The 23,124-nt window shown below is 35.5% G+C and carries 23 protein-coding genes and 5 tRNA genes; 5 read left to right on the top strand and 23 right to left on the bottom strand.

The genetic code is table 11. From position 1 onward, the window contains the following. Positions 1-47: 47 nt before the first annotated feature. The 4 genes from CFE53_RS00815 to argJ all read right to left on the bottom strand — a co-directional run bounded on the left by CFE53_RS00815 (position 48) and on the right by argJ (position 2,550). Positions 48-779 (bottom strand): biotin--[acetyl-CoA-carboxylase] ligase, encoded by a 732-nt coding sequence (locus tag CFE53_RS00815; protein WP_148120000.1) that lies wholly within the window; start codon positions 777-779, stop codon positions 48-50. 298 nt (positions 780-1,077) lie between these two features. Beyond that, positions 1,078-1,152, bottom strand: a tRNA-Glu gene (locus CFE53_RS00810). Between the two features lie 24 nt (positions 1,153-1,176). After that, positions 1,177-1,254: transfer RNA gene (locus tag CFE53_RS00805), tRNA-Arg, on the bottom strand. An 81-nt stretch (positions 1,255-1,335) separates the two neighbouring features. After that, entirely contained in the window at positions 1,336-2,550 is a 1,215-nt protein-coding gene (gene argJ / locus CFE53_RS00800) for a bifunctional ornithine acetyltransferase/N-acetylglutamate synthase (RefSeq protein ID WP_148119999.1), read from the bottom strand. 217 nt (positions 2,551-2,767) lie between these two features. Here argJ and CFE53_RS00795 point away from each other — a divergent pair, with 217 nt between their 5' ends. From CFE53_RS00795 to CFE53_RS00785, 3 genes are all read left to right on the top strand, one after another. Beyond that, positions 2,768-3,409: an AzlC family ABC transporter permease gene (locus CFE53_RS00795; RefSeq protein ID WP_148119998.1), complete on the top strand. Its 642-nt coding sequence runs from the start codon at positions 2,768-2,770 to the stop codon at positions 3,407-3,409. After that, a complete protein-coding gene (locus tag CFE53_RS00790; protein WP_148119997.1) occupies positions 3,406-3,723 on the top strand; it encodes an AzlD domain-containing protein in 318 nt (105 codons plus the stop codon). The genes CFE53_RS00795 and CFE53_RS00790 overlap by 4 nt, the downstream gene beginning before the upstream one ends. Before the next feature lie 634 nt (positions 3,724-4,357). Continuing rightward, positions 4,358-5,359 carry a beta-ribofuranosylaminobenzene 5'-phosphate synthase gene (locus CFE53_RS00785; RefSeq protein WP_148121107.1) on the top strand — a complete coding sequence of 334 codons (1,002 nt, stop codon included), beginning with the start codon at positions 4,358-4,360 and terminating at the stop codon, positions 5,357-5,359. Between the two features lie 314 nt (positions 5,360-5,673). Here CFE53_RS00785 and CFE53_RS00780 read toward each other — a convergent pair whose 3' ends face one another. Then, positions 5,674-6,300 carry a DUF366 family protein gene (locus CFE53_RS00780; protein WP_148119996.1) on the bottom strand — a complete coding sequence of 209 codons (627 nt, stop codon included), beginning with the start codon at positions 6,298-6,300 and terminating at the stop codon, positions 5,674-5,676. Between the two features lie 199 nt (positions 6,301-6,499). On the opposite strand from CFE53_RS00780, the gene CFE53_RS00775 reads away from it, so the two are divergent. Next, positions 6,500-6,955 (top strand): methanogenesis marker 9 domain-containing protein, encoded by a 456-nt coding sequence (locus CFE53_RS00775; protein ID WP_148119995.1) that lies wholly within the window; start codon positions 6,500-6,502, stop codon positions 6,953-6,955. Positions 6,956-6,994: 39 nt separating this feature from the next. On the opposite strand, the gene CFE53_RS00770 is transcribed toward CFE53_RS00775, so the two are convergent. From CFE53_RS00770 to CFE53_RS00690, 17 genes are all read right to left on the bottom strand, one after another. Continuing rightward, a tRNA-Val gene (locus CFE53_RS00770) sits at positions 6,995-7,068 on the bottom strand. Between the two features lie 287 nt (positions 7,069-7,355). Then, complete coding sequence (locus tag CFE53_RS00765) at positions 7,356-8,318, bottom strand: hypothetical protein (RefSeq protein WP_148119994.1); 963 nt, start codon at positions 8,316-8,318, stop codon at positions 7,356-7,358. 38 nt (positions 8,319-8,356) lie between these two features. Further along, complete coding sequence (locus tag CFE53_RS00760; protein WP_148119993.1) at positions 8,357-8,530, bottom strand: DNA-directed RNA polymerase subunit K; 174 nt, start codon at positions 8,528-8,530, stop codon at positions 8,357-8,359. Positions 8,531-8,575: 45 nt separating this feature from the next. Next, positions 8,576-8,653, bottom strand: a tRNA-Pro gene (locus CFE53_RS00755). Positions 8,654-8,663: 10 nt separating this feature from the next. Next, complete coding sequence (locus CFE53_RS00750; protein WP_148121106.1) at positions 8,664-8,879, bottom strand: DNA-directed RNA polymerase subunit N; 216 nt, start codon at positions 8,877-8,879, stop codon at positions 8,664-8,666. Between the two features lie 32 nt (positions 8,880-8,911). Then, positions 8,912-9,316 (bottom strand): 30S ribosomal protein S9, encoded by a 405-nt coding sequence (locus CFE53_RS00745; protein ID WP_148119992.1) that lies wholly within the window; start codon positions 9,314-9,316, stop codon positions 8,912-8,914. Positions 9,317-9,329: 13 nt separating this feature from the next. Beyond that, entirely contained in the window at positions 9,330-9,743 is a 414-nt protein-coding gene (locus CFE53_RS00740) for a 50S ribosomal protein L13 (RefSeq protein WP_148119991.1), read from the bottom strand. A 20-nt stretch (positions 9,744-9,763) separates the two neighbouring features. Continuing rightward, positions 9,764-10,126 (bottom strand): 50S ribosomal protein L18e, encoded by a 363-nt coding sequence (locus tag CFE53_RS00735; protein WP_148119990.1) that lies wholly within the window; start codon positions 10,124-10,126, stop codon positions 9,764-9,766. A 10-nt stretch (positions 10,127-10,136) separates the two neighbouring features. After that, complete coding sequence (locus CFE53_RS00730; RefSeq protein ID WP_148119989.1) at positions 10,137-10,712, bottom strand: DNA-directed RNA polymerase subunit D; 576 nt, start codon at positions 10,710-10,712, stop codon at positions 10,137-10,139. A gap of 21 nt (positions 10,713-10,733) precedes the next feature. After that, positions 10,734-11,108 (bottom strand): 30S ribosomal protein S11, encoded by a 375-nt coding sequence (locus tag CFE53_RS00725; RefSeq protein ID WP_148119988.1) that lies wholly within the window; start codon positions 11,106-11,108, stop codon positions 10,734-10,736. 22 nt (positions 11,109-11,130) lie between these two features. After that, complete coding sequence (locus tag CFE53_RS00720) at positions 11,131-11,670, bottom strand: 30S ribosomal protein S4 (protein WP_148119987.1); 540 nt, start codon at positions 11,668-11,670, stop codon at positions 11,131-11,133. 15 nt (positions 11,671-11,685) lie between these two features. After that, positions 11,686-12,141 (bottom strand): 30S ribosomal protein S13, encoded by a 456-nt coding sequence (locus CFE53_RS00715; RefSeq protein ID WP_148119986.1) that lies wholly within the window; start codon positions 12,139-12,141, stop codon positions 11,686-11,688. Positions 12,142-12,199: 58 nt separating this feature from the next. Then, positions 12,200-12,287 (bottom strand) — tRNA-Ser (locus CFE53_RS00710). Between the two features lie 118 nt (positions 12,288-12,405). Next, entirely contained in the window at positions 12,406-14,028 is a 1,623-nt protein-coding gene (locus CFE53_RS00705; protein ID WP_148119985.1) for a DUF128 domain-containing protein, read from the bottom strand. A 362-nt stretch (positions 14,029-14,390) separates the two neighbouring features. Continuing rightward, positions 14,391-15,629, bottom strand: a complete 1,239-nt coding sequence (locus CFE53_RS00700) for an FIST signal transduction protein (protein WP_172456335.1) — start codon at positions 15,627-15,629, stop codon at positions 14,391-14,393. 76 nt (positions 15,630-15,705) lie between these two features. Next, complete coding sequence (locus CFE53_RS00695) at positions 15,706-16,623, bottom strand: TIGR00269 family protein (RefSeq protein WP_148119984.1); 918 nt, start codon at positions 16,621-16,623, stop codon at positions 15,706-15,708. A 221-nt stretch (positions 16,624-16,844) separates the two neighbouring features. Beyond that, positions 16,845-18,812, bottom strand: coding sequence for an IGHMBP2 family helicase (locus CFE53_RS00690; RefSeq protein ID WP_148119983.1), 1,968 nt, complete (start codon positions 18,810-18,812; stop codon positions 16,845-16,847). A gap of 809 nt (positions 18,813-19,621) precedes the next feature. On the opposite strand from CFE53_RS00690, the gene CFE53_RS00685 reads away from it, so the two are divergent. Next, entirely contained in the window at positions 19,622-20,455 is an 834-nt protein-coding gene (locus tag CFE53_RS00685) for a TIM barrel protein (RefSeq protein ID WP_148119982.1), read from the top strand. Between the two features lie 765 nt (positions 20,456-21,220). On the opposite strand, the gene glmS is transcribed toward CFE53_RS00685, so the two are convergent. Beyond that, entirely contained in the window at positions 21,221-23,044 is a 1,824-nt protein-coding gene (gene glmS / locus CFE53_RS00680) for a glutamine--fructose-6-phosphate transaminase (isomerizing) (RefSeq protein ID WP_148119981.1), read from the bottom strand. Between the last annotated feature and the right edge of the window lie 80 nt (positions 23,045-23,124).

The raw sequence follows: 23,124 nt of genomic DNA, 5'->3' as shown, positions 1-23,124 counted from the left end.
ATTTTATTATTAAGATTACCATCTTTCTAATATAGAAAAATTAAAATTCATCTAAGGTGGATGCAATCTCCAACATTTATATATCGGATGCCCTCCAGCGTAGAGAGGTATATTCCACCATAGTCAATCTTAAAAACTGTTCCAGTTATTTCTTCATTTGGTGTTACTACTTTGACGTATCTACCAAGGGTTTTGGAGTACTTTTCATATTTTTTTAGAATCTCCCTATCCTCTAGATGGAAGTTGTCCTTAAATCTACTGAGAAATCTATAGAAAATTTCAAACCTATCGTACTCCCTTTTACACAGTTCCCGCAGAGATACTGCAGTATCTTTTAGATCCTCTGGAATATGGTTGTTGATATTTATACCTATCCCTAAGACGACAAACTTATGATCCCAGTTTATCTCCGAGAGGATACCACATATCTTTTTATCTCTATTGACACTAACGATAACATCGTTGGGGAATTTTATACCTATAGATTCTCGCAGGTTTTTAGGTAAATACTCTATCAACGTCTCATAGACGGAGATAGAACCTATAAAGTTCAACTTACCAATACTTTCCTCCCTGTCATTTAAATACTCTTTTAAATCAAGTAGTATCGAGAAGTAGAGTCCACCGTAGTTAGAATACCACCTCCTCCCAAGTCTTCCCACTCCAGCACTTTGAACTTCTGCAATAACAACTAAGTTTCTCTTACCTTCTTTACCTAACTTATAACAGTATCTGTTTGTAGAATCTATCCCCTTTAGATGAATAACTTTTAGATCCATGGTTATACACGATGGAAATCTCGTTAACTAAATTAATATTTAGTCTCTTTTTAGAGTTTCCAGAAATATTCAAAAAATGTTTACACTTATTATTTTATTATAATATTTAATTTTTGAGTAATTAAAACAAAAATAGTAATAAAAATAAAATGTAAAAAGTCTCTATATAACAACTTTCTCTGAATTGTTTCAAAAAATCCTAAAAAAGAATAAACAGGATTCCCTTCTAAATTAATATGGTAGAATTTAAAAAAAAACAGTTAAAATAATAAAAGAGGATAACGACAAGAAAATAATATGCTCCAGTCGGGATTTGAACCCGAGTCGCGGGCTCGAAAGGCCCGCATGATTGGCCGGGCTACACCACTGGAGCAATGTTAATAGGAAAAAAGATCCATGGCGGACCCGGGGGGATTTGAACCCCCGACCCCCGGCTTAGAAGGCCGGTGCCGTATCCAGGCTAGGCCACGGGCCCATAAAAGAAATACTTCAAAAGCATACACTACAATATCAGTTCTCCTATATATACTTTTCGTTAATCCATATATGTAAATATTCAAGTAGTGTATTCGGAATTAAGGGTTACATAGTCATGGGTTAGATCACAACCGTAGGAGGTATTCTTATATTTCCCCATCTTCAGATCTACAACTATCTTAATCTTGTCGTTCTTCATAATCTTCTCTGCCACTTTGAACTCCTCACTCTCCTCATCTATAGGATCTCCATCTTTAACTAGATAGACCTCCCTCTTATAATCGGATATTACAATATCCATAACCTTCATATCCATCTCTGCCCCACTGTATCCCACTGCAGCGGCTATTCTACCCCAGTTTGGATCTCCACCATAGAGAGCAGTCTTTACAAGTAAGGATCTAACGATACTCTTTGATGCCTTAATAGCATCCTCCTTTGAGGCACAACCCTTTACTACAACCTCCATCATCTTTGTACTTCCCTCTCCATCCATTACGATCATCTTAGCCAGTTCCCTACATATATAATGGAGAGCGTCTTTGAACAACTCAGGACACTCCTCGTATCTAACTCCACTCTCTCCATTTGCAAGGATAAATACAGTATCGTTGGTACTTGTATCTCCATCTACAACGATGTTGTTAAAGGTTTCATCTACTACATCCTGGAGTACTACCTTTAAATCCTCTGGATCTATCTTGATATCTGTAGTAATAAAGGAGAGCATTGTTGCATGGAGCATATTAGGTGCTATCATTCCAGCACCCTTTGCAGTACCTCCTATCCTCACCTTTCTACCATCTACCTCAAATTCAAGGGCAAGAGTTTTTGGAAATCTGTCGGTAGTAAGTATAGAGAGAGCGAAGTTGTAGTTATTACTTTCTTCTTTCAACCTCTTATATGTTTCTTCTATTTGAGAAAGTATTGTATCCATAGGCATCTTTCTTCCAATAACTCCAGTGGAGGCTATTAAGATGGAATCCTCAGGGATATTTAGGAGTTCTGCAGTTTTAGATATCATTCTTTTTCCATCTTCGTATCCATTCTTAGTAAAACAGTTGGCATTTCCACTGTTTACTACAATACATCTTAACCTATCCCTGTTATTCTTCAGTACCTCCTTGGATATCCTAACAGGATGGGCAACAACTTTATTGGTTGTAAAGGTTCCTGCACCAGTACAGTTTTTCTCAGAGTATATTATACCTACACCATACTTTCCATTTTTATAGCCATTTGCTTTGAAACCTTTTGGAGCTGTGACGCCGTTATCTATTATTCTAAAGTTCATATTTTTCACCAATATAAGCCTACTTTTAATAATACTCCCTAATTTTATCAGAATGTATATGGAATTTATTTTAAATTATTTTAAACTCAATACGATATAAATGTATTTATATTATAAATTGTGGATGTGTAAAAAAGATGACGGATAGATACTGTTAATCTATGGTAAATAATATAACTGAGCAGATAATCTTTCCCTCTAAAAAGGAGGAATAGTCATGTTTATTAAAGGAATCATTGCTAGTATCCCTATAGCACTTGGTTATATTCCCATTGGTATAACCTTTGGAATAACAGCCTTAACATTAGGATTTAACGAAGTTGAAATACTTCTTGCATCGGCATTGATATTCGGTGGAACAAGTCAATTCGCGTTAATTTCCCTTATGCCCCATTCCTTTATAGATGCAGTAGTTGTTCCATTACTTTTAAACCTAAGATATATAATTTATAGTTGTATAATCTCCGAAAGATTTGAAATAAAAAACCACTTTATAACAGCATTTGGATTGACAGATGAGGTTTTTGCCTTATCTTTAAATGCACCAAATAGTGAGGAATTTATCTTAGGTTTAGAGTTGGGAGCTTATTTGTCATGGATTTTAGGAACTTTAATTGGTATCCTGGGCGGGTCAATCCTACTCTCTAATAAAATCTTGATACCTTCCTTAACATTCTCATTTCCAGCACTGTTTTTAGTCCTTCTAATTTCAAACCTTAAAGGATCTCATATAATCTCTGCACTGATCGGAGGATCTATCTCCCTTCTATTCCATTATCTTGGATATACTTCTGTTGGAATACTACTTGCAGGTATTCTAACTCCAATACTGTTGTTAAAAATAAAGGTGGGAAAATGATAGAGCATTACATTGCCATAGTATTAGTCGCCATAGGAACATATCTAACAAGGTTTTTACCCCTATATTTTAGCGAAAAATTTAAAAGATTAAAGGGCATTAATGAATTCCTTCCCTATTCATCGACAGCTATAATATCTGCACTTTTTATTACCTCCTTAGTATCCTTTCCCATTGATTTTGAAAATATAGGTGTGAGCATCGTAGCATTAGTATTTGTATTTTTATCATACGGAAAATGGAAGAATTTAGGTGTTTCTGTATTAATTGGAGTGGTGATTCATTTACTACTGTCTTTAGTTGTTGGAATTTAGCAAATTTAAAAGCTTAAACATTGGAAATATATTAAAGAACCCTAGTTCCCACCAAAGTGATAATATAAAATAATATACCTTAGTTCCCACCAAGTAGTGATTAAAAGAACAATAAAAAAATGAAAAATAATAATAATTGTTATAATTAAAAATCATGATTAAAATAATCAGTATAAAATCTATAATATAAAATACTATTAAACATTCTAGGATCTTTCTAATCACTTATGTAAGATAGGAGATCTTATTCTGGTATCCACTATATTAAAAGATATTCAGAGGGCTATTCCCCTCCAATCTTCTTTTTAAAATTTTATATCTGGGATGATAGAAGTTTTTTATTTTTTAAACATTTTTATTTTATTATTTATTTTTAAATTTTCTTTTTTATCATAATTATTTTTTTTATAATTATTTTTATTATTTTTTTTTAAACTATCCTTTTGATGGGAGCTAGGGTATTAAAGATATTGTATTTTTACTTGCCTTTATTATTTTTTATAAATTAATAAATAAAAAATTAAATACTGGATAAACACATAAAATTTTACTGTATCTCCTCGGGATGTCAGAACACTAGAAAAGCAGAGAAAATTTCAGGTTTAAAGTAAAACAAAATTGGTGCAGTTTTATGATAACTCTTAAATCCCCCTCAAGAATCCATATTGGATTAATAGATCTCAACGGAAGTATAGGTAGAGTAGACGGAGGATTGGGGATTGCATTAGACTACCCTAACTTTCATATCGAGGGTAAAGAGAGTTCAGAGATCGAGATAGAGATAGAGTATAGAGGAATCCCTGAAGATACTTTAAATAATATAAGAGATAGGGTATTCAGAGTATCTGAAAAGGTTTTAAAATATATTGGAGAGGACGGGATCTACATAAAAGTGAAAGATATTATCCCCCTACACAGTGGGTTAGGTAGTGGTACCCAGATGGCACTATCTACAGGGATGTTGATATCAAAAGTGTACAACAAGGAGTTAGACATCAAAACTCTAGCCAGTATCACAGGTAGAGGAGGAACCTCGGGAATAGGTGTATATGCCTTTGAGAGAGGAGGTTTCATAGTAGACGGAGGGCATACCTTTGGAAAGGGCAAGGACAAGGAAATATTTGCTCCTTCTTCAGCCTCAAAAAATGTCAGAGTACCTCCTCTAATATTCAGACATGACTTCAAGTGGGACATTGTACTTACAATCCCTAAGGGAGAGAACATCCACGGTGATAGGGAGGTGGATATCTTTAAGAAGTACTGTCCTGTGCCTTTAGAGGAGACCCAGAGGATATGCCACATTGTCCTTATGAAAATCCTGCCTGCTATAGTTGAGGGAGATATTGTTTCATTTGGTGAAGGTATCAACAAACTTCAGTATTTAGGGTTTAAAAAAGTGGAAGTGGGACTTCAGAAGGAAATAGTTAGGAATCTTCTAGGGGAACTTCAGAGGGTAGGCTACAGTGGGTTATCCAGTTTTGGGCCTACCTTGTACTCTATATGTAATGGTAAGGAAGATATTAGGAAAGTAGTTGAAACCTCTAAGGAGTTTTTTGATAGAATAGGTATAGATGGGGAGATAGTGATCACTAAGGGCAACAACGAAGGATATGTTTTAAATCCCAGTTTACATTAGAGTAAAAGTTAAGATTTTTAATAATTTTTTAACTTAAGTTCTCATCAAAGTGAATAGTTAAACAATAAAAAAAATAATAAGAATTATGATTATTAATAAGTATTTATAAAAATTAAAAATCTTAATAGTGCTAAATATTTAATAAAGAAATATTAATGGCTAAAAAGTAAAAACCGTTATCCTTTATTAAGAAAGGTATTTATCTCTTTATAGTTATCCAACCAATGTTAAAAATTTTATTTTATAACCTTCTTTTTAATTTTTTATAATTATTTTTTAATGGAAAATTTGGAGTAGTATTTTAAAACATCTTCTTAATAAGAACCATATAAACATCTAGTTTTTCTTATATCCTCCTCTATCTTGTCCATCTCCTCTCCATATCTTCTTCCTATAGTTTCCATAATACCCAGTATAGTGTCTTCTTCAATGTCGATTCCTAGATCCTCTAATGATGAGGTTTTAATATAAGATGGGGTTCCTTTCTTAGAAAGGTTTATACCTAAATGTATCTTTCCCGAAGATATACCCCTGGAGGCTATAGATACTGACAACTTCCCCCCTTTATAGTACAGATCATCACCTTTCCTTGTTATCTTTTTCCCAGAGATCTCCTCCAGTACCTCCTTAGTTATAAGCACTAGAAGCCTCTGCCTTAAATACGCCATCTTTAAATCTGGATTGTCGAAATGTTCGAGAATGAAATTTATGGCATCTAAAGAAGTTATCAATACTTTGCTCCTAAAACCTTCCTCCTTTACATCCTTTAGATCTTTCATATTCTCTAAAGGTACCTCTATCTTCCCTCTAAAAACCACAATACTATCCTTCTGGATGCTGTACCTTTCAAAGGCCCATAATGGTTCCAATTCTTTTCCTGTATACGTCATTCTTTTCTCTTCTATTATCAGTGAAACAGTGTTGAAGTGTATAATCTTCATTTTTTCACCATAAATTAGAATAGTATTAAAATTTTCACAATAGAAGTAAAAATTAATAGTTATTTAAATAGGAATGGGATTTTTATTATAATAATTATTAGGAAATAAAATGAATTCTTGTTAATCTATAAGATAAAAATTTATATTTTATCCTAATACACTTTAAGGTTAATCTGCCTGTAAAATTGTGGTGATAGATATGTGGAAGGATGCACCATCTCATATATGTAGGGGAGGGGATCTTAGAGGATTGGCCTTCTGTTGTCCCCCTATAAAGAACTGTCCTATACACGATGCACTGGAGGTACTAAAGATGACCCCTGAGGAGTATATTAAGATAAAAGAAGAATTTGGAAAGAAAACAAGATTAGGGGAAGGAAAGGGCACCTGTTTCAACAGTTTAGTATGGTGCTGTAAGATAAGTAAACCATGTCCTTTACGGGATATGGTTCTTAGGAGTATTGGGATGAGTAAGGAAGAGTATATGGAATTAAAGAAAAAATTATCTCAGGAGATATTGAGAAGATCGAGATTCTTTAGAGAGGCTGTAGAACTCTTGGAGGAGAAAGGATTTAAAAGAGAAGATGTTGAGAAATTATTACTTGAAACTGGAGATCTGAGAAAAACTATTCTGAAATTAAAAAGTAGCAATTAAATATTTGAATATACGAATAAAACATCTTAAAAAAAATAGTGGGCTCGGGGAGATTCGAACTCCCGACCACCGCCGTGTCAGGGCGGCATCATAGCCAGCTAGACCACGAGCCCAATCGATTTATTGTAATACTATAAACATATATATAAGGTTTTCGGTTTTAGTTTAGGGTAATTTTCATGTGTATTATTCTATAATACTGTTTTAATCCCATAGATCATTCTCAACAGGATCATCTTTTATATCTTCACAAATTTTATTGCAGTCTTTTATTTTAATTATAATTTTTATTATTTATTATATTTTATTTTTTTAATTATAAGTTTTAAAATGTTAATATTACGGCCAGATAAAAAAATAAAATCAAAACAGAGCATGACCCTTTATAGAAAATTTACTACTACAATAGTTTATTTATATAGGGATTATTAAGTATTCTCTCTATATCCCATAGTTCATTTAAAATATTGGAGTTTATACTGCATCTTATAAGGGGTGTCTTTAAACCTACTGCAATATGTGAAAAGGTGGGATTATTACCTGCTATTAGAGGATTTAAACCTCTCTCAAGTATATACTCTATATAGTAGTACAACTCACTTAATGTACTAACTGTATAGGGTTCTACCTTTGAGAAGTCTGCTACATCATCTATATCCTCTGTAGTTAAAATACCGTCAAATTCTACAGTTTTAGGACTTTCTAAATAATCTAGGTCGGATATTTTTTCAAATATCTCATTATCATCTATATTCTCCCTTAGTGAGGTACCTACCAGTATTTTAATATCTTCCTCCTCAGATACTTCAGATACTATCCCTTTAAATCTATCTAACTCCTGAAAGATGTTTTTACACCTATATCTTCCCTCTATATCTACAACTGTATCTTTATATGTAATGGAGAGACTCTCCAATAGTTTTTTGTAGAGGTATACCATCTCCTCTATCGATTCAGTTATAGGTATTACTATAAGATCTCCCTCACCGTCAGAGAGTAGAGGACAGGCTACACTTGGTAACTGAGTGGAGAGGGCACCTCCAATATACTTAAATAAAGGTATCTCTAAGGCATTGGCTGCCGCCTGGGAGACACTTAGAGAGACTCCCATGGTTGTAACTGTATCCTCTATTGGAGTACTACATATTATAGAATCTATTAGGTCCTGATCCGATACAGGGTGTCCAACAAGTTCTGGCGCTATTATATTCTCGATGTCGGATATAACATAGTCAGGGTTTTTCACTGGAATGATGTGATAACCTATTCCTACTGGTGTTAAAGTTGTTATTTTAATACCTATTTTTGAGTTTTTAAAAACCTTTTTTGCAGTTATTCTCTCTATTATAATCTCCCCATCCACAGAGATCTACCTCTAAGAATTTATAATAAAAAAAAGAGTTAGTATCTTTTTTTAGGTTTTGCTATTAGAGGTATTTTTCCCCTCTCAAACTCCTCCCTGGCAATATCTAAGGAGGATTCTTTTTCTGTTTCAACAGTTAAATAGGCTCCATCTGAGATCTGTAAAGATCTCGCTCCAATGAGTCTGGCCTTTTCAAACCTAGTGTATCTCATAAAAAACACCAAGATACTGGTTTAAACATAAATAAAAAATAAAAATGGTGGGACTGCCGAGATTTGAACTCGGGTCGCGCGCCCCCCAGACGCGCAGGATAGACCAGGCTACCCCACAGTCCCACATAAAAACTTAGTAGGAATCATGTTCCATCATATCGTCAAATATTTCTCTACCATCTTCATCTATCCTGTGGGATATAAACATCCTCCTGCAGCAGTACTTTTTAATTCCTAAGTCGTCTAGTATTTCTTTGGGATCCTCCCCCTTCATCAACCGGGAGCGATACTCCTCATATACCTCAGATATTACAGCTCCACAAGAGAAACATCTAATAGGAAACATCACCACAGTTACCACCAAAAAAATAATAGGGAAATTTATCTGTAAGACTTCTGTCTCTTGGCCCTTGGTCCCTTGGTGGACCTACTTGGTTTATGGGGCTCAGTTCTTCTTGCATCACTAACTAACAACGTCCTATCGTACTCTAAGAACTTCTTCTTTATCTCCATACTTCCAGTGAATTCAACGATGGCCTTACCTAAGGCTGTTCTTACTGCATCTATTTGTCCTGAAACCCCTCCCCCTTTAACTGTAATATCAATATCCATGGTGTTTATTACATCTCCAGCCAGTATTATAGGTTCCATCAACCTCATATTTAAATATTTCGGTCCGAAAAGTTCAATAGGCACCTTATTTATCCTAATTCTACCCTTTCCCTCCCTTGCAGTAGCCCTTGCAATGGAGGTTTTCCTTTTACCGACAGTATGTACTACCTTCACCTAACCACCCCTTTTAAAATTTAGCTCCTAGATGTCTACTGATTTCTCCAATAGTTACAAACTTGTGGGTATTTGGCATCTTGTTGTAGGTGATATCTGGAGTTACGCCCTCTGGAGTTCCTACTGTAACCTTAACTCTCTTAAATGCTTCCCTTCCCTTTGCCTTCTTGTATGGTAGCATGCCTCTTATCATTCTTCTAAGAATATCATCGGGCCTTCTTGGATACTTTGGACCCATTCTTCTTGGGTTAGTTATACTTTTTCTATGTCTTTTCTGGAGAAACTGCTTGAAGATATATTCTCTGTTTCCAGTTATTATTGCCTTCTCTGCATTTATTATCAATACCTCTTCTCCTGAGAGGGCTAATTTGGCAGCATAAGATGCCAACCTTCCAGCAACTGCATTTTTAGCGTCTATAACTACCATACCTTTCACCTGTGTTTCAATTATGCCATAATCCTTATTTGGACACCTTTAGGATTTTCCTTAATTAACTCCTCGATAGTTATACACCTTCCCCCTACTTCTTCAATAGCCCTCCTTGCACCTTCGGAGAAGGAGAGTGCAGCAACAGTTACCTTGTGATTCAACTTTCCAGCACCTAACACCTTACCTGGAACAACTACTATCTCCCCTTCTTTTGTATATCTATTTATTTTACTTATATTTACCTCTGCCCTCCTTCTAGCAGGTTTCGATAATCTCCTTGCTAAATCCTTCCAGATCTTTCTCTGAGTTCTGTAGGATTCAAATTTAAGTGTTTCTATCAACTTTAAGATTCTTGGATTAGTTGCCTTAGGTTCTCTCATAGATCCCACCTTATTCCTCTAGTGTTTCCAACTCCTTTAGAAGTTTTTCCCCTTTACCCTTTAATATCTCAATAGATGAAACTAGTATTTCCTCAGGTTCCATATTACCATGAGACTCCACTAAAAATTCAACTTCATTCTCATCAATCTGTTTGTATGTACAATTACAAGGTTGCCACTTTGCATGTACCTTTCCTATACCTACTACAGCCTCACATTCTAACTTTAACTTCTGTCCTTCTTTCAACTTAACAATAGGAATATTTTTAAATGCAACTTCTCCTGTTTCAGATCTTAGATCCCCCGAGTATACAGTACAGGGGCCTTCCTTGTTGAGAACAAATGTTATAACCTCCTCTTTACTAAGGGGCATTCCCTTTATTGGGATAAGGCCTAGTCTATGGGCTATCAACTCATCATACATGGAGGATGTGTTTTCATAGATATAAACGTATTCAATAGCGTATGTAGGTACCTCTGATATCATTATCCTCCTTAGGGCATTGGAAAAGGAAAGGGGTCCCTTTAATTTAAACCTGAGGATATCCCCTATTCGTGTTTTTTCCTTCTGAATATCAGATATCAAGATACCACCAAATTAGATAATTTACCTGTACTTCTTCTTTGGAGTAGTTCCATCATGAGGTATTGGAGTTACATCTTCTATTCTACCGATCTGTATTCCTGCTCTTGCCAAAGCCCTAATTGCAGCCTGGGCTCCAGGTCCTGGGTTTTTTGGCCCACTACCTCCAGGGGCTCTTACCTTTATATGGACCTTATCAATACCTTTTTCTCTTATCATTTCAGCTATTTTAAATGCCCCCTGCATAGCTGCATATGGAGAGGACTCATCTTTCTGGTTCTTTACAATCATACCTCCAGAGATCCTAGCAATAGTCTCTGCTCCTGTTATGTCTGTAACATGTATTATAGTGTTGTTGTAGGAGGCATAGATGTGGACAACCCCCCATCTTCCACCCATCTTATCACCTTACTCAAAATTTTTAATTGCCCTCCTCAGTAGTTACCACTTTCACCCTCTCAGGGTGATCCTTGGAGGCCAATGGAGAGGTTGGAGCATAGGTTATATGATCCTCTTCGTCAACTGGTACTAAATAACTAGGTGCAGTAACTCTCCTACCTTTAATAGCGATATGCCCATGGACTATAAATTGCCTAGCCTGTTTTATAGTTCTTGCCAGCCCTTTTCTAAATACTATAGTCTGTAATCTTCTCTCCAGTATATCCTCTACAGTAAGGGAGAGGACGTCATCCAAAGTTGGATCTTCTTTAACCAATATTCCATATCTTCTTAGGATGCTAAACAACTGCTTAGCCTCCTTTGCTCCCTGTTTGGAGGTATCACTTATCAACTTCCTAGCCTGTCTTCTGAACTTTCTCAATCTAGTCTCCATCTTCCAAAGTTCTCTCTTGTTTACAAGACCGTATTTATTTAAAAGTTCTTTCTCTCTTTTAATTCTCTCCCCAATCCAGGGATGGTTAGGAGTATCGTACTTCTTTTTCAATCGCCTAGGATCTCCCATTACTCTCACCTTATATTACTTTTTCTTCTTCCTACTAACACCAACTGTAGGACCTCTTCTAAATGTACTTCTAGTTCTCTGACCTCTACATGGTAGTCCTAACTCATGCCTAATTCCTCTATAACACCTGATCCTCTTCATAGTTGCTATGTCTTGTTGGACTGCAAGTATCCAGTCACTCTCTATCAGGTGTCTATCTTCTCCTGAGTAAGGATCCCTCTTTCTGTTAAACATCCACGATGGGATTCCGTGTTTCGCAGGATCTCTTAATATATCCTCTATCTTTTTAACATCCTCATCAGTTAGGTAACCTGCAGGTCTTTGTCCATCTAATTTTGCAACTCTAACTATGGCTTTAGCCATGGCTTTACCTATACCTTTAATATCCTGTAGGGCAAACTCTAATGGAGCATTTCCATCTATATCTGTTTTAGAGATCCTCAATCTATGCCTAAATTCCCCCTGACTCAATATAAGCACCTCCAAAAAATAGTCGTGTTTATAAAAAAAAGAAAAATAAATAAAAAAATGGCGCAGAGGGGGGGATTTGAACCCCCGCGGGGCAAAGCCCCATGGGATTTCCAGTCCCACGCCTTACCAGGCTAGACTACCTCTGCACATACCATCTACTTGGCAGTATTTATAATATACAGTTGTGATATATATAACTTTCGATTCTAATTTAATATATTTAAATATTTTTATAATGATTATTTTTTAAATAAATTTTTTAATCTATATTAACTCTTCTATAGGAGTCAACTTACTGTAATCTACAACCCCATGAAGTGCAGAAACCTCTACAGGCACACCTCTACTTTTAAGTACAGCGAAGGGATTCATACCTCCAAAACTTATATATCCAAACATACTCTTATCAACTTTAACACCACATATATCGTTATTAGGTTTCCCTACCTTGTGTATACCTTTCCAGTTTAGAGATTTCAATAACTGGATTAACCTATCCCTTGCAACCATTGGGGCCTTTCTAACTCCAGATAGGACTGTACTTTTACCGTCTATTCTGTTGAGGAATATCTCATGGGGATCCAATGAGGTGCCGTCGTAGGAGATGATCTCTATAAACCTATCCTTTGAAAGTTCCAATATACCCCCGCAGTATGGAATCAGGGGAACGCCGTACCTTATAAGTATTCCATCCACTGTAGAGGAACATATGGTAGTTACCACTAAGTTGTTTCCTTTATATTCAAAACCTACCCTGTCAGATACCATAATTCCCATTTTATAACATCTATTAAGTGCCTCCAACACCTCCTCCTCATATTTTTTATCTATGCAACATCTATTTACTAAGACCTTACCCTCTCCATCTTCGATACAGTAATCTACCTTATGTATCATGGAGAGCATCTTGGAGAATACAGATACTATCTTAACCTTCCCCTTCCTCTTCACAGGCTTTAAATACCTTTTACTTACACTCACTGTTTTTATATTGGAGATATCTACAACATCAGTTGCCGCACTGATCTTAACTGAATACCCCTTTTCCACCAAGGGACATATAGGAGATAATCCACCTACAAGCACTATCCCCACCTCACCCTCATTTAAACTTAGCCCTAATACATTCTCCTCGCCGTAACTTAGTATCCCATTGAGTATATCCTGTTTTATAATGTTTTCAAATCTATCCAACGCTATATTGGGAATAACCCTGAAGTTTGCAGGTAGGTACCCCTCGCCGTTTTCTATAATTCCAAGTACATCAGTTTTTCCCCGAGTAATAAATGCCTCTAAGGGATCTATAGATGACTTACTGAAGTCTATAACACCTTCAAATGCCACAGGTTCGTAATCTTCAAATTTAACTATACCTCCATACTTTATCATAGGATATACGCCCTTCTTCATAAGGTAACTGTCAAAGGTTATGGAACATAGAGTCTCAACTGTGATAAAATCTCCATCCCTCCTTATATTTATAAAATCTCCTATGGAAAAACCACTATCTATAACCTTCAATACCAACTTCTTAACTTCCCTATAATCCCCCTCTACTATCGACCTGTTGATTATAACACTCCTTGGAAAGTCTGATAGATACATCTTTTCCAATATCTTAGAGAATACAAATCCCACCCTGTAGGATATGTTCGCCTTATTTAACTCCTCTAACCCCTTTTCAGTTATAACTCTACCGTGGTATCCTACCTTCTCAGTTAAGCCTTTCTCATCTAGTAGTTGAAGATGATACCTAACTGCCCTCTCCCCTAACTCATAACCCCGTTTCTTAAGTTCATCTGCTATTATCTTGGCACCTACAGGTCTGTCGTACTTGGTTAATATACTTAGTATCTCTATAAGTTTCTCATCTAAATCGTTTTCCAAGGTATCACCGTTGTAATGAATAAAAAACTTGTGAATTACTACCTAGTACAAATAGTTATATACGCTTTTTAAATGCAAAACTTTTTGAACAGATTTTTGAACAAATACTACAATCGAGAACCTCTAAAATAAAAAAATATTAAGAAATTAAAATAAAAATTAAAAATTATTAAAATTAAAGTGGATATATCTCTTATTTCCTGGACTATATCATTATACTCGAGAGGAAAGAAAGATAAAATTTTTAATCTTTTTTCTTAGAGAATTTTTTTAATTTTTTTATTTATTAATTTTTTACTCTAATTATTGTTATTATTTAATTATTATAGTTATTATACAGTTGACTAAAAAGTGTAAAAATCCTACCTAGAGATTACCTCATTACTCAGCAATAACACAGTAGAGGTTTGATTGTAATGGCCTATAGATCCCCCTAAAGTACTCCCCTGCTCTCCATAGGTGTTAAATCCAATTACTGGAACATCACCTACCAACTCCTTTATTATCTTAAGATCGTTTATTCCTTCTCTTTCTGTAAGTAAGTGTCTCAATATACAGTTAAATATGACAATTGCACCTATCTCCTCTGGATCTCCTGCATCTTCTATAGCATTAAGTATAGTTCTTTTAAAAGATTCGATGATGTGTTCTTTATCAGTATCCATGATAGTTAAATAACATCCAGTAGGAACTTCAGAATAGAAAGTTATACTACCATCTGGCTTCACATTTGCAGGGCTTTTTATAATATACTCCCCATAAACATCTGAAGATTTAACACCTACAGGTGTCTGAGAGAATATTTCAGGGGTTAGTTCATCCACTTCAAGTAAATCCCTCATAACTTCAGAGGCAGGTCTACCATCTAACTCATAGACTACTCTTCCCTTAGACTTGGTAATAACAGCACCTGCATCTGTAGGATAGAAGGGATGGCCATATCCAGTACCTATCTTTAGGGCACTGCTCAAGGTAGCCACTACACCTGCATCTGTATATACACCGTTACCAAACTGATAGGTTCTTTTAAATTTTAAGTCATCTCCAGTGGATCCACCTATGATACACTGATTACATCCAACAGCCGATACAATTCCCTTTATAAATTCCTCCTCAACCCCTGCCAAACCATCTGGAAGAATGATATTAACGAAAGGTTTCATCTTCAAGAGATCTAGCCCCTTTTTCTTCATAAAGGCGATGGATATTACTGCAGATGCTGTAGGGTTGTCCTTTAAAGAGGCATAGGCTTTGCTAATTGCCTCCTTTCCACATTCAAAGGGATTCTTGGATATTCCCTCACCTACACCAACACCAACTTTAAGGTAGGGGCTTTTCAGCGTCATCACTGCTACAGTGCCTTTCTGCGGTTTCTCAACTGCACTGGAAAACTCCCCTGCAGTAGTACCTCCTATTATATGGGAATTTCCAACTTTTTCCTTTATCTCCCTGTAAACTTCGTTAGGATCTAAGTCGGAGGATGCAAATACTATGGTTAAATCTGGTTTTCTACAACCCTCTAGAGCCTCCTCAATAGCTTCAGTAGGATCTGTAGATTGTCCTATACCAACCTCCAGTATTTTTCTTCCATCTGTTATCATGTTCAAAACCTTATTTTTTTATTTGCGTAATTTTTATTAATAGTATTTATAAATTCACATTTATTTATCTCTATATTTAAATTATGTTCAACTTCTTTAAAATCTCACATACCTTACATACATCAGATGCAGAAGGATTACCACAGTACTTACATACACCTCTCTCCTTTTCGACAGGTAGATACTTTACCAACCTCTCAAAACCTGCAACAATGGAATACTTCCTCCCTGGATGCCTCTCCTCTAAAAGATCTAAGATATCCGAGATTTCACTCCTGTAGGATAGGGAGGAATATGGACAGGGTTCACTGTGGTATTTAATGCCCAAGAGATCTGCAAAGAGTTTTACTTCATCCTCAGGAATATACTTTAAAGGTTTGATCCTCTTGACAAACTTAGGATGTTCAATATTCCTTCCCAGTATAGCCAATTTCTTAATATCTCCTTCTATGTAATTCATCATTACTGCCTGGGCAACATCATCTAAGTTATGACCTATTGCCAGGTAATTACACCTCCTCTCTAAAGCCATGTTGTTCAATATCCTCCTTCTAATTACGCCACAGAAGGTACAGGGGTTGGCTGTTATATTTTTCTCCTTAGCCCTCTCTACTATGCTATCTAAGGTACATCCTATGTATTCCTCAAAGGTAGCTATATAGTAAGGTATATCGTACTTTTCACAGAACTCTATCGCTATCTCTATTCCCTTTTTTCTAAATCCCTCTATTCCCTCATCCACTATTAGCCCAATAACCTCTGAGTTAGGTATTGGAGCGTAGTACTCCCTCAATAGATAGGCCATTACTAAACTGTCCTTACCTCCACTTATTCCCATTCCAATTTTAACATTCTGTCTTATTATCTTTTTACCTAGTGTTTTCCTAACCTTCTTTTTTATATACTTTATAAAACATTCCCTACAGAACCTTAAACCTGAGTGGCGCTGATAGTAGATAGACTTCTTTTCCTTACAAACGCTACATACTTCCATATATATCCCTACATACACTTCTTTAGTGTTTAGAAGTATCGGAAGAAGAATATAGATAGGAATTCCTTCCCTTTTTATTTTTAACCAATACTAAATTACAACTGTTAAGAATCGCGATAAAAATAATAGTTATAAGTTATAATAAATATTAAAAAAGAAATAATTAAATGGAACAAGATTAGGAATTTTTTACTTTTTTATTATTCTTATTTTTAAAATTTTTATATCTTTTTATTTAAATGTACCAACATACCTCTACTTTTAACGTACTCAATAAACCTCCTGTAAGTTGGATGTAATTTAAGGGTTTCACTATCTCCAACAACTATTAACTTCCTCTTTGCCCTTGTAAGGGAAACGTTCAACCTCCTCATATCTGTTAAGAATCCCAGTTCTCCCTCCCTATTTGAACGGACAAGGGAAAGAATTATCACCTCCTTCTCCCTCCCCTGATATCCATCTACAGTTTTCACCTCCACCCTGTAATTCCCTATTAACGTATCTATCAGATCCCTCTGATCCTCGTAAGGTGTTATAACACCGATAGACTCTGGTGATACACCTATCTCTATAAGTCTCTCCAGGATCTTCTTAACAACCTCTGCCTCTAAGAGGTTCTCCCTTGAGGTGGAACCTCTTCTCTGTCTCTCCCACTTCTCGGGGTGGTTAGATGTGTCAACAAAAATTAAGGGCTCCTTAGGATCTAAGATATACCTCCAGGGCTCTTCAAAGGAGGTCTCCTTAACACCTAGATCTAGGAGGGTTATATCTTTAACTCCTTCATACGCCTTGATCTTTCCATCGTAGAACTCCCTACTTGGAAACTCCATAAGTTTCTCGTTCATCCTGTACTGTATCTCCAGGATCCTACTCTTTGAGGGGTACAACTGGATAAGTTTTTCAAAGAGAGTCTCACTTAGTTCCTGTGCCTCCTCACTTAGGATCGTCGGAGGTAGTTGTTTATGATCTCCCGCTAAGATGAACTTATCACACCTCCCTATAGGAATTAAGACACTTGGAATAGTTGTCTGGGAAGCCTCATCTATAACTGCAACGTCAAATTTAACACCTTCCAAGTACTCAAGTGCCACCGAGGAGTTTGTACTTAGGACAACCTCCGCCTTATCTATCACCTCCCTAATTATCTCCTCCTCAATACCTCTGGCCTCCTCGTACAACCTCTGGATCTCCATATTAACTGTGATCCACTGGGCCATGGATCTTATATTCTTGGAAGATATTCCCCTTACACCGATCCCTCTCTCTGCAAACTTCAGGATCTCCTCATCTGAGAGACCTCTTCGCCACTGAGGTGTGGGTTTCAGATGTTTATCCCTATGTGCTATTAACTTCTCTACTCTCTCCCTCAACCTCTTAACCTCCCTGTACCTCTCATGGGTTTCAACCTGGTAGTATAAGGTAGATTCCTTCAGGTGTTTCGATACCTTGGAGGGATGTCCCACTCGAACCAGTTTAACCTTTCCCCAGAGACGTTCAACTAAGTTATCAACTGCTATATTGCTCTCTGCAGTTGCAAGTACCTTTTTTCCCCTCTTCACCTCCTGGATTATAACCTCTGTGACAGTTCTAGTTTTTCCTGTACCAAAGGGCCCATGGATCAGAAAGAAATCCTCACTCCCAAGGGATAGACACACAGCCTCTCTCTGACTCTCATTTAAATTCCCATCCTCTGGTTCAAATTCAGTTTCCTTACTCTCCTTAGGTTCCTCCAGTTTCAGTATGTATTTTAACACTTTCTTTCCACTTTCACTGAGTTTATCCAAATTCTCTATCTGTCTCCTAAAGGTTATATCGTTGGCGTAGAGATCGATCCTCACGTTCTTTAGAGCCCAGGTAGGAACATTTTCCAAGGCTACTACGATGTAGTGTTTTCCCTTCTCAGTTACAGTACCAACTAGATCACTTCTTAGAGGATTGCCCTTACTTATTACTACGAGATCTCCAACACATATTTCAGTTTTTATCTCTCTATTTCTACCGTATTTCACCAGTTTATATTTAAACTCTTCACCGATAACTTTCCCATTTAATCCCAAGATAGCCCTACCTACCTTCTCCCTCTCCTGACCACTTAATTTTTTCATCTCCTCTTTCATGGCTTCTATCTCTGCCTTCCTTTCAAGTTCCACTAATTTTTTCAGATGGTTGATATACTCCTTAACCTCCATCTTTCCACCATTGTATGAATGAATTGTTGTCTCTAATTCCTTAGGATATGTTAAAATTAAGAAAAAGAGGTTGTAAAACAAAAAAACAATATTCAAATATAATTACTTTCCTTAAAATGTTTCTAAATATTGAGAGAAAGGGATCACCAACTAATAGGAAAATAATACCTATCTTTAACTACCTTCTCACATAATATTAAGAATTTAATAATAATCATATAATCTTTAAGGAACTAACCATTTTTTTTCTTTTATATTGTATTAGGGTATCTAAAACAGTTAAAAAAACGATATATTTAACAAAGCTGGGAAATATCATATATTCAAATATGTTGTTATAGTGTATCATTAACAGGATGGTTGCTAATCAGAATAGAGGATCTCCTATGTAGAAAAATAAAAGATAAATAGAGTATATATTTTTTGAGCATACGGCTCAATGATAATAGAAAGTTTAGTAATATGCGGTTATTTATCTAGAATTTCAGAGATACGAATAAGATTGAAGAAGGAAATTGAAATAGTGTTTATGGGATTTTACTATTGTTGTTAAGGATAGTGATTAAGCAGAAACTTTTAAGAGCAGGGTTAAAATTTTTAAATATTACCATAATTCTGTTATTTATTTTTTTATTTAAATCTTAATTCTTATTATTATTTCAGAAATTTAAGTCTATAAAATAAAAATAATACTTTTTTATACTATCCACTCCAAATGGTAATGTAATGTAAAAAGTCGTTACTTTTATAGATAATATTGTATGATTTACCACCTCAGTACTAATTTAAAATAATTGTTCAGGGATAGTATGTTAAACTTTGGAACTGCAGGTATACCTCTAAATACAAAACCGAGGACTACCAAAAACGCCTTTTACCTCTTAAGGAAAATAAATTTAAATGCCATGGAGTTGGAGTTTGTCCATGGAGTTAATATAAAAGAGAAGGGTGCTAAAGACCTAGTGGAGCATTCAAACAAGATTGTAGTAAGTGCTCATGCACCTTACTACATAAATCTAAATGCCAAAGAGAAAGAGAAAATTGAGAGAAGTATAAACCATATTATAAATACAGGAAAGATAATAAACATCTTCAATAGATACTCTGATGCCAATAAAAACATTGTATTTCATCCAGGATACTACCTTAAGAAAGATAAAAAAGAGGTATATAATACTATAGCAAAGAACATAGGAAAGATACTAGATTACCTAAAGGAGAACAAGATAAATGTAATGTTGAGACCAGAGACCACTGGAAGAACTACCCAGTTTGGAGATTTAGATGAAACCCTCTCCCTCTCCCAGGAACTTGGAATATTGCCCTGTATAGATTTTGCCCATATTTATGCAAGGAGTATGGGAAAGATAAACGACTACAACGCCTTCTACAAGATACTGGAAAAGGTAGAGGATACTCTTGGAAAAAAGGGAATATACGATATGCATATCCATATATCAGGGATTGACTATGGAAAGGGAGGGGAGAAGAATCACTTACCCCTTAAGGAGTCAAAATTTAACTATAGAGATCTTCTAAAGGCGTTGAAGGACTACGGTGTAAGGGGCACTGTTATCTGTGAGAGTCCAAGGTTGGAGTACGATGCTCTTATATTGAAGAGGGAGTACGAGGAGTTAGAGTAATGGCCAATTTCCTATTTTAAAGTTAGTAAATCAATAATAATATTAGGATTATAATATTTATATTATAAAAATAAAAATTTAAAAAAATACAAAATAACAAAAAGAAAAAAGAATTCAACAAGAGTACTATCCTACTTTTCCAGTATTTATAAGATAAAGATTCCTTAAACAGAAGATTTTCCTTTATTTCTTAAAATTAAGAGATAAATAATTTTCTTCTAATATTTTGTTGACACCTAAAATTACCATCATCAAGGACCTCAAATAGAAAAATAATAATGAATAGAATAATTAAAAAAATTAAAAATTCTTTTTTATAAGATTATTCTACTACTTTTTATTAATTTTTTATTATTTTCCCACTAATTATTATTTTTTAAATTATTTTTAATGATTATATTCCAATAATCACAATAAAATTACAATAATAAAAAATTATAATAAACTCTACTTCCCATCAAAAGGATAATTTAAAGAATAATGAAAATAATTATAAAAAATAAAAGTATAAGAAGAAGTATTAAAATCAAAATAAGAGATAATCTTTCTGGGACGCTCTAAGATACCAAATGGAATTGGAGTAGATCCTTTATAACAGGTTGCTATTATTAATTTTTATCATTATAAGTATTATATTTTAATATTTTTCCAGTCTTTTTTATTATTCTTATTTTTATTATTTAAATTATTATTTAGAATGGAAATTAAGGTAATAATAAACCTTGATAGAAAACCAATTTTTTAATAAAATACTTAGAAGGTAAATTATTCCACAGTAACACTCTTAGCAAGCCCCCTTGGTTTGTCTACATCCCTACCAAGTTCCACAGCCTTATAGTATGCCAACAACTGACAAACTGGTGCATAGAGGAAGGGGCTCACCTCCTCCAATACATCAGGTATCTCTATAAGGTGATCCACCACCTCTATCTCCACAGGTGATATGGCAACTACCTTACCGCCTCTGGCCTTTATCTCCTCTATGTTAGATACTACAGATCTGAAGAGATTACTACTGGAGGGTGGCACAAGGGCTACAGTGTCCATATTTTCGTCAATAAGGGATATGGTACCATGTTTTAAAAATCCACTACTCATACCCTCTGCATGGAGGTAGGTGATCTCCTTGAACTTCAGAGCACCCTCTAAGGCATTTGGTAGGTTTATACCTTTGGAGATAAATAGGTAGTTTTTAGCCTTTAAACTCTCTGATACCTTCTTTATAGTATCTCTATTATTTAATATCTCTTTGATATAGCCAGGGATCCTCTCTATCTCCCTCTCAAATACCTCCATATCTTTACCGATTATTTTACCATACTCTATAAAGAGTCTATACAGTATCATAAGTTGTGATAGATAGGTTTTTGTTGCACATACTGCGATCTCGATACCTGCCCCCATCATAACTGTGATATCACTTATCCTCGTTGCAGTGGATCCCAGTACATTCACTATTGTGGCAGTTTTTGCTCCTTTACTCTTTGCATACCTTATAGCCCTTATGGTGTCGTAGGTTTCTCCACTTTGGGTGATCCCTATAACTAAGGTATCTTCATCTACTATCCCCTTTACTAAAAATTCAGAGGCATCACAGGGAATTACTAACTTATTCAACTTGGAAAACCAGTACTCGCCAACCATCCCTGCATGGAGGGAGGTACCCATGGCGACGATATACACCCTACTGTAATCCCTTATACACCTTGCCAACTCCTCAATCTCCTCCTTTGATACCTTTGCAGAGTTCTTTATAACTTCGGGCTCCTCCATAATCTCCTTGAGCATGAAGTGTTCATAACCTCCCTTTTCAGCAGTCTCTATATCCCACTCTATAGTAATCTTCTTTCTGTTGCTACTAACATCTCTATTCTCCCTTAAGTTGTATATACTGTAGGATACTTTATCTCCCTCCCTCTTAAGAACAACCATATCCCCTTCCTCTAGGGGAACAACCTCCTTAGTCCATTCCAAAAAGGCAGATATATCACTACCTAGGAAGCACTCATCTTCCTTTACACCTAAAAGTAGAGGGTTCTCATTCCTCACTCCAAGGAGTAGATCTGGGAAGTTCTTATTCAGTACAAGTAGTGCATAGGTGCCCTCTAACCTCTTTATAGCCCTCTTTACAGCGTTTATGTAATCCTCCTGGGAGATTTGAGGCTTATCCAGTTTTCTTATCTCATTCTCAATTAGATGGGGTATTACCTCAGTATCTGTCTGGGACTTAAAAGTATGTTCCTCTTTGATCAGTTCTTCCTTTAACTCCCTATAATTGGAAATTATCCCATTATGGACAACTGCTATCTCCCCTTTACAGTCTGTATGGGGGTGGGCGTTCTCCTTTGTTATACTTCCATGGGTTGCCCATCTAGAGTGTCCAATACCTACCTTTCCCTCTACTTCGAGGAAGTTCTCCCTTTTGGAAACCTCATCTACCTTACCAGCACCTTTTTTTATTATTAATTTATCTCCATCAACAACTCCGATACCACAACTGTCGTATCCTCTGTATTCCAACCTTTTTAATCCCTTTAATAGGATTTCTGAAACTTTTCTATTTCCAAGATATCCTATTATTCCACACATGATTACACCGTATTAAAAAAATAACAATAATTACTATTACCATAAAAAATATATATAAAATGACCTAAACAATATATCCC

It is taken from the genome of Methanofervidicoccus sp. A16 (assembly GCF_003351865.1).
GTDB lineage: Archaea > AGJL01 > Methanococci > Methanococcales > Methanococcaceae > Methanofervidicoccus.
The sequence above is the reverse complement of the archived record's forward strand: the minus strand, read 5'-3'. Positions and strand labels throughout refer to the sequence as shown.

Coding starts and splice junctions, on each gene's coding strand:
- CFE53_RS00795 (WP_148119998.1), top strand. CDS start 2,768: ATGTTTATTAAAGGAATCATTGCTAGTATCCCTATAGCACTTGGTTAT.
- CFE53_RS00725 (WP_148119988.1), bottom strand. CDS start 11,108: ATGGGTGGAAGATGGGGGGTTGTCCACATCTATGCCTCCTACAACAAC.
- CFE53_RS00760 (WP_148119993.1), bottom strand. CDS start 8,530: ATGAGATACACTAGGTTTGAAAAGGCCAGACTCATTGGAGCGAGATCT.
- CFE53_RS00735 (WP_148119990.1), bottom strand. CDS start 10,126: ATGAGAGAACCTAAGGCAACTAATCCAAGAATCTTAAAGTTGATAGAA.
- CFE53_RS00720 (WP_148119987.1), bottom strand. CDS start 11,670: ATGGGAGATCCTAGGCGATTGAAAAAGAAGTACGATACTCCTAACCAT.
- CFE53_RS00780 (WP_148119996.1), bottom strand. CDS start 6,300: ATGAAGATTATACACTTCAACACTGTTTCACTGATAATAGAAGAGAAA.
- CFE53_RS00685 (WP_148119982.1), top strand. CDS start 19,622: ATGTTAAACTTTGGAACTGCAGGTATACCTCTAAATACAAAACCGAGG.
- CFE53_RS00695 (WP_148119984.1), bottom strand. CDS start 16,623: ATGGAAGTATGTAGCGTTTGTAAGGAAAAGAAGTCTATCTACTATCAG.
- CFE53_RS00775 (WP_148119995.1), top strand. CDS start 6,500: ATGTGGAAGGATGCACCATCTCATATATGTAGGGGAGGGGATCTTAGA.
- CFE53_RS00740 (WP_148119991.1), bottom strand. CDS start 9,743: ATGGTAGTTATAGACGCTAAAAATGCAGTTGCTGGAAGGTTGGCATCT.
- glmS (WP_148119981.1), bottom strand. CDS start 23,044: ATGTGTGGAATAATAGGATATCTTGGAAATAGAAAAGTTTCAGAAATC.
- CFE53_RS00815 (WP_148120000.1), bottom strand. CDS start 779: ATGGATCTAAAAGTTATTCATCTAAAGGGGATAGATTCTACAAACAGA.
- argJ (WP_148119999.1), bottom strand. CDS start 2,550: ATGAACTTTAGAATAATAGATAACGGCGTCACAGCTCCAAAAGGTTTC.
- CFE53_RS00690 (WP_148119983.1), bottom strand. CDS start 18,812: ATGGAGGTTAAGGAGTATATCAACCATCTGAAAAAATTAGTGGAACTT.
- CFE53_RS00790 (WP_148119997.1), top strand. CDS start 3,406: ATGATAGAGCATTACATTGCCATAGTATTAGTCGCCATAGGAACATAT.
- CFE53_RS00700 (WP_172456335.1), bottom strand. CDS start 15,629: ATGATAACAGATGGAAGAAAAATACTGGAGGTTGGTATAGGACAATCT.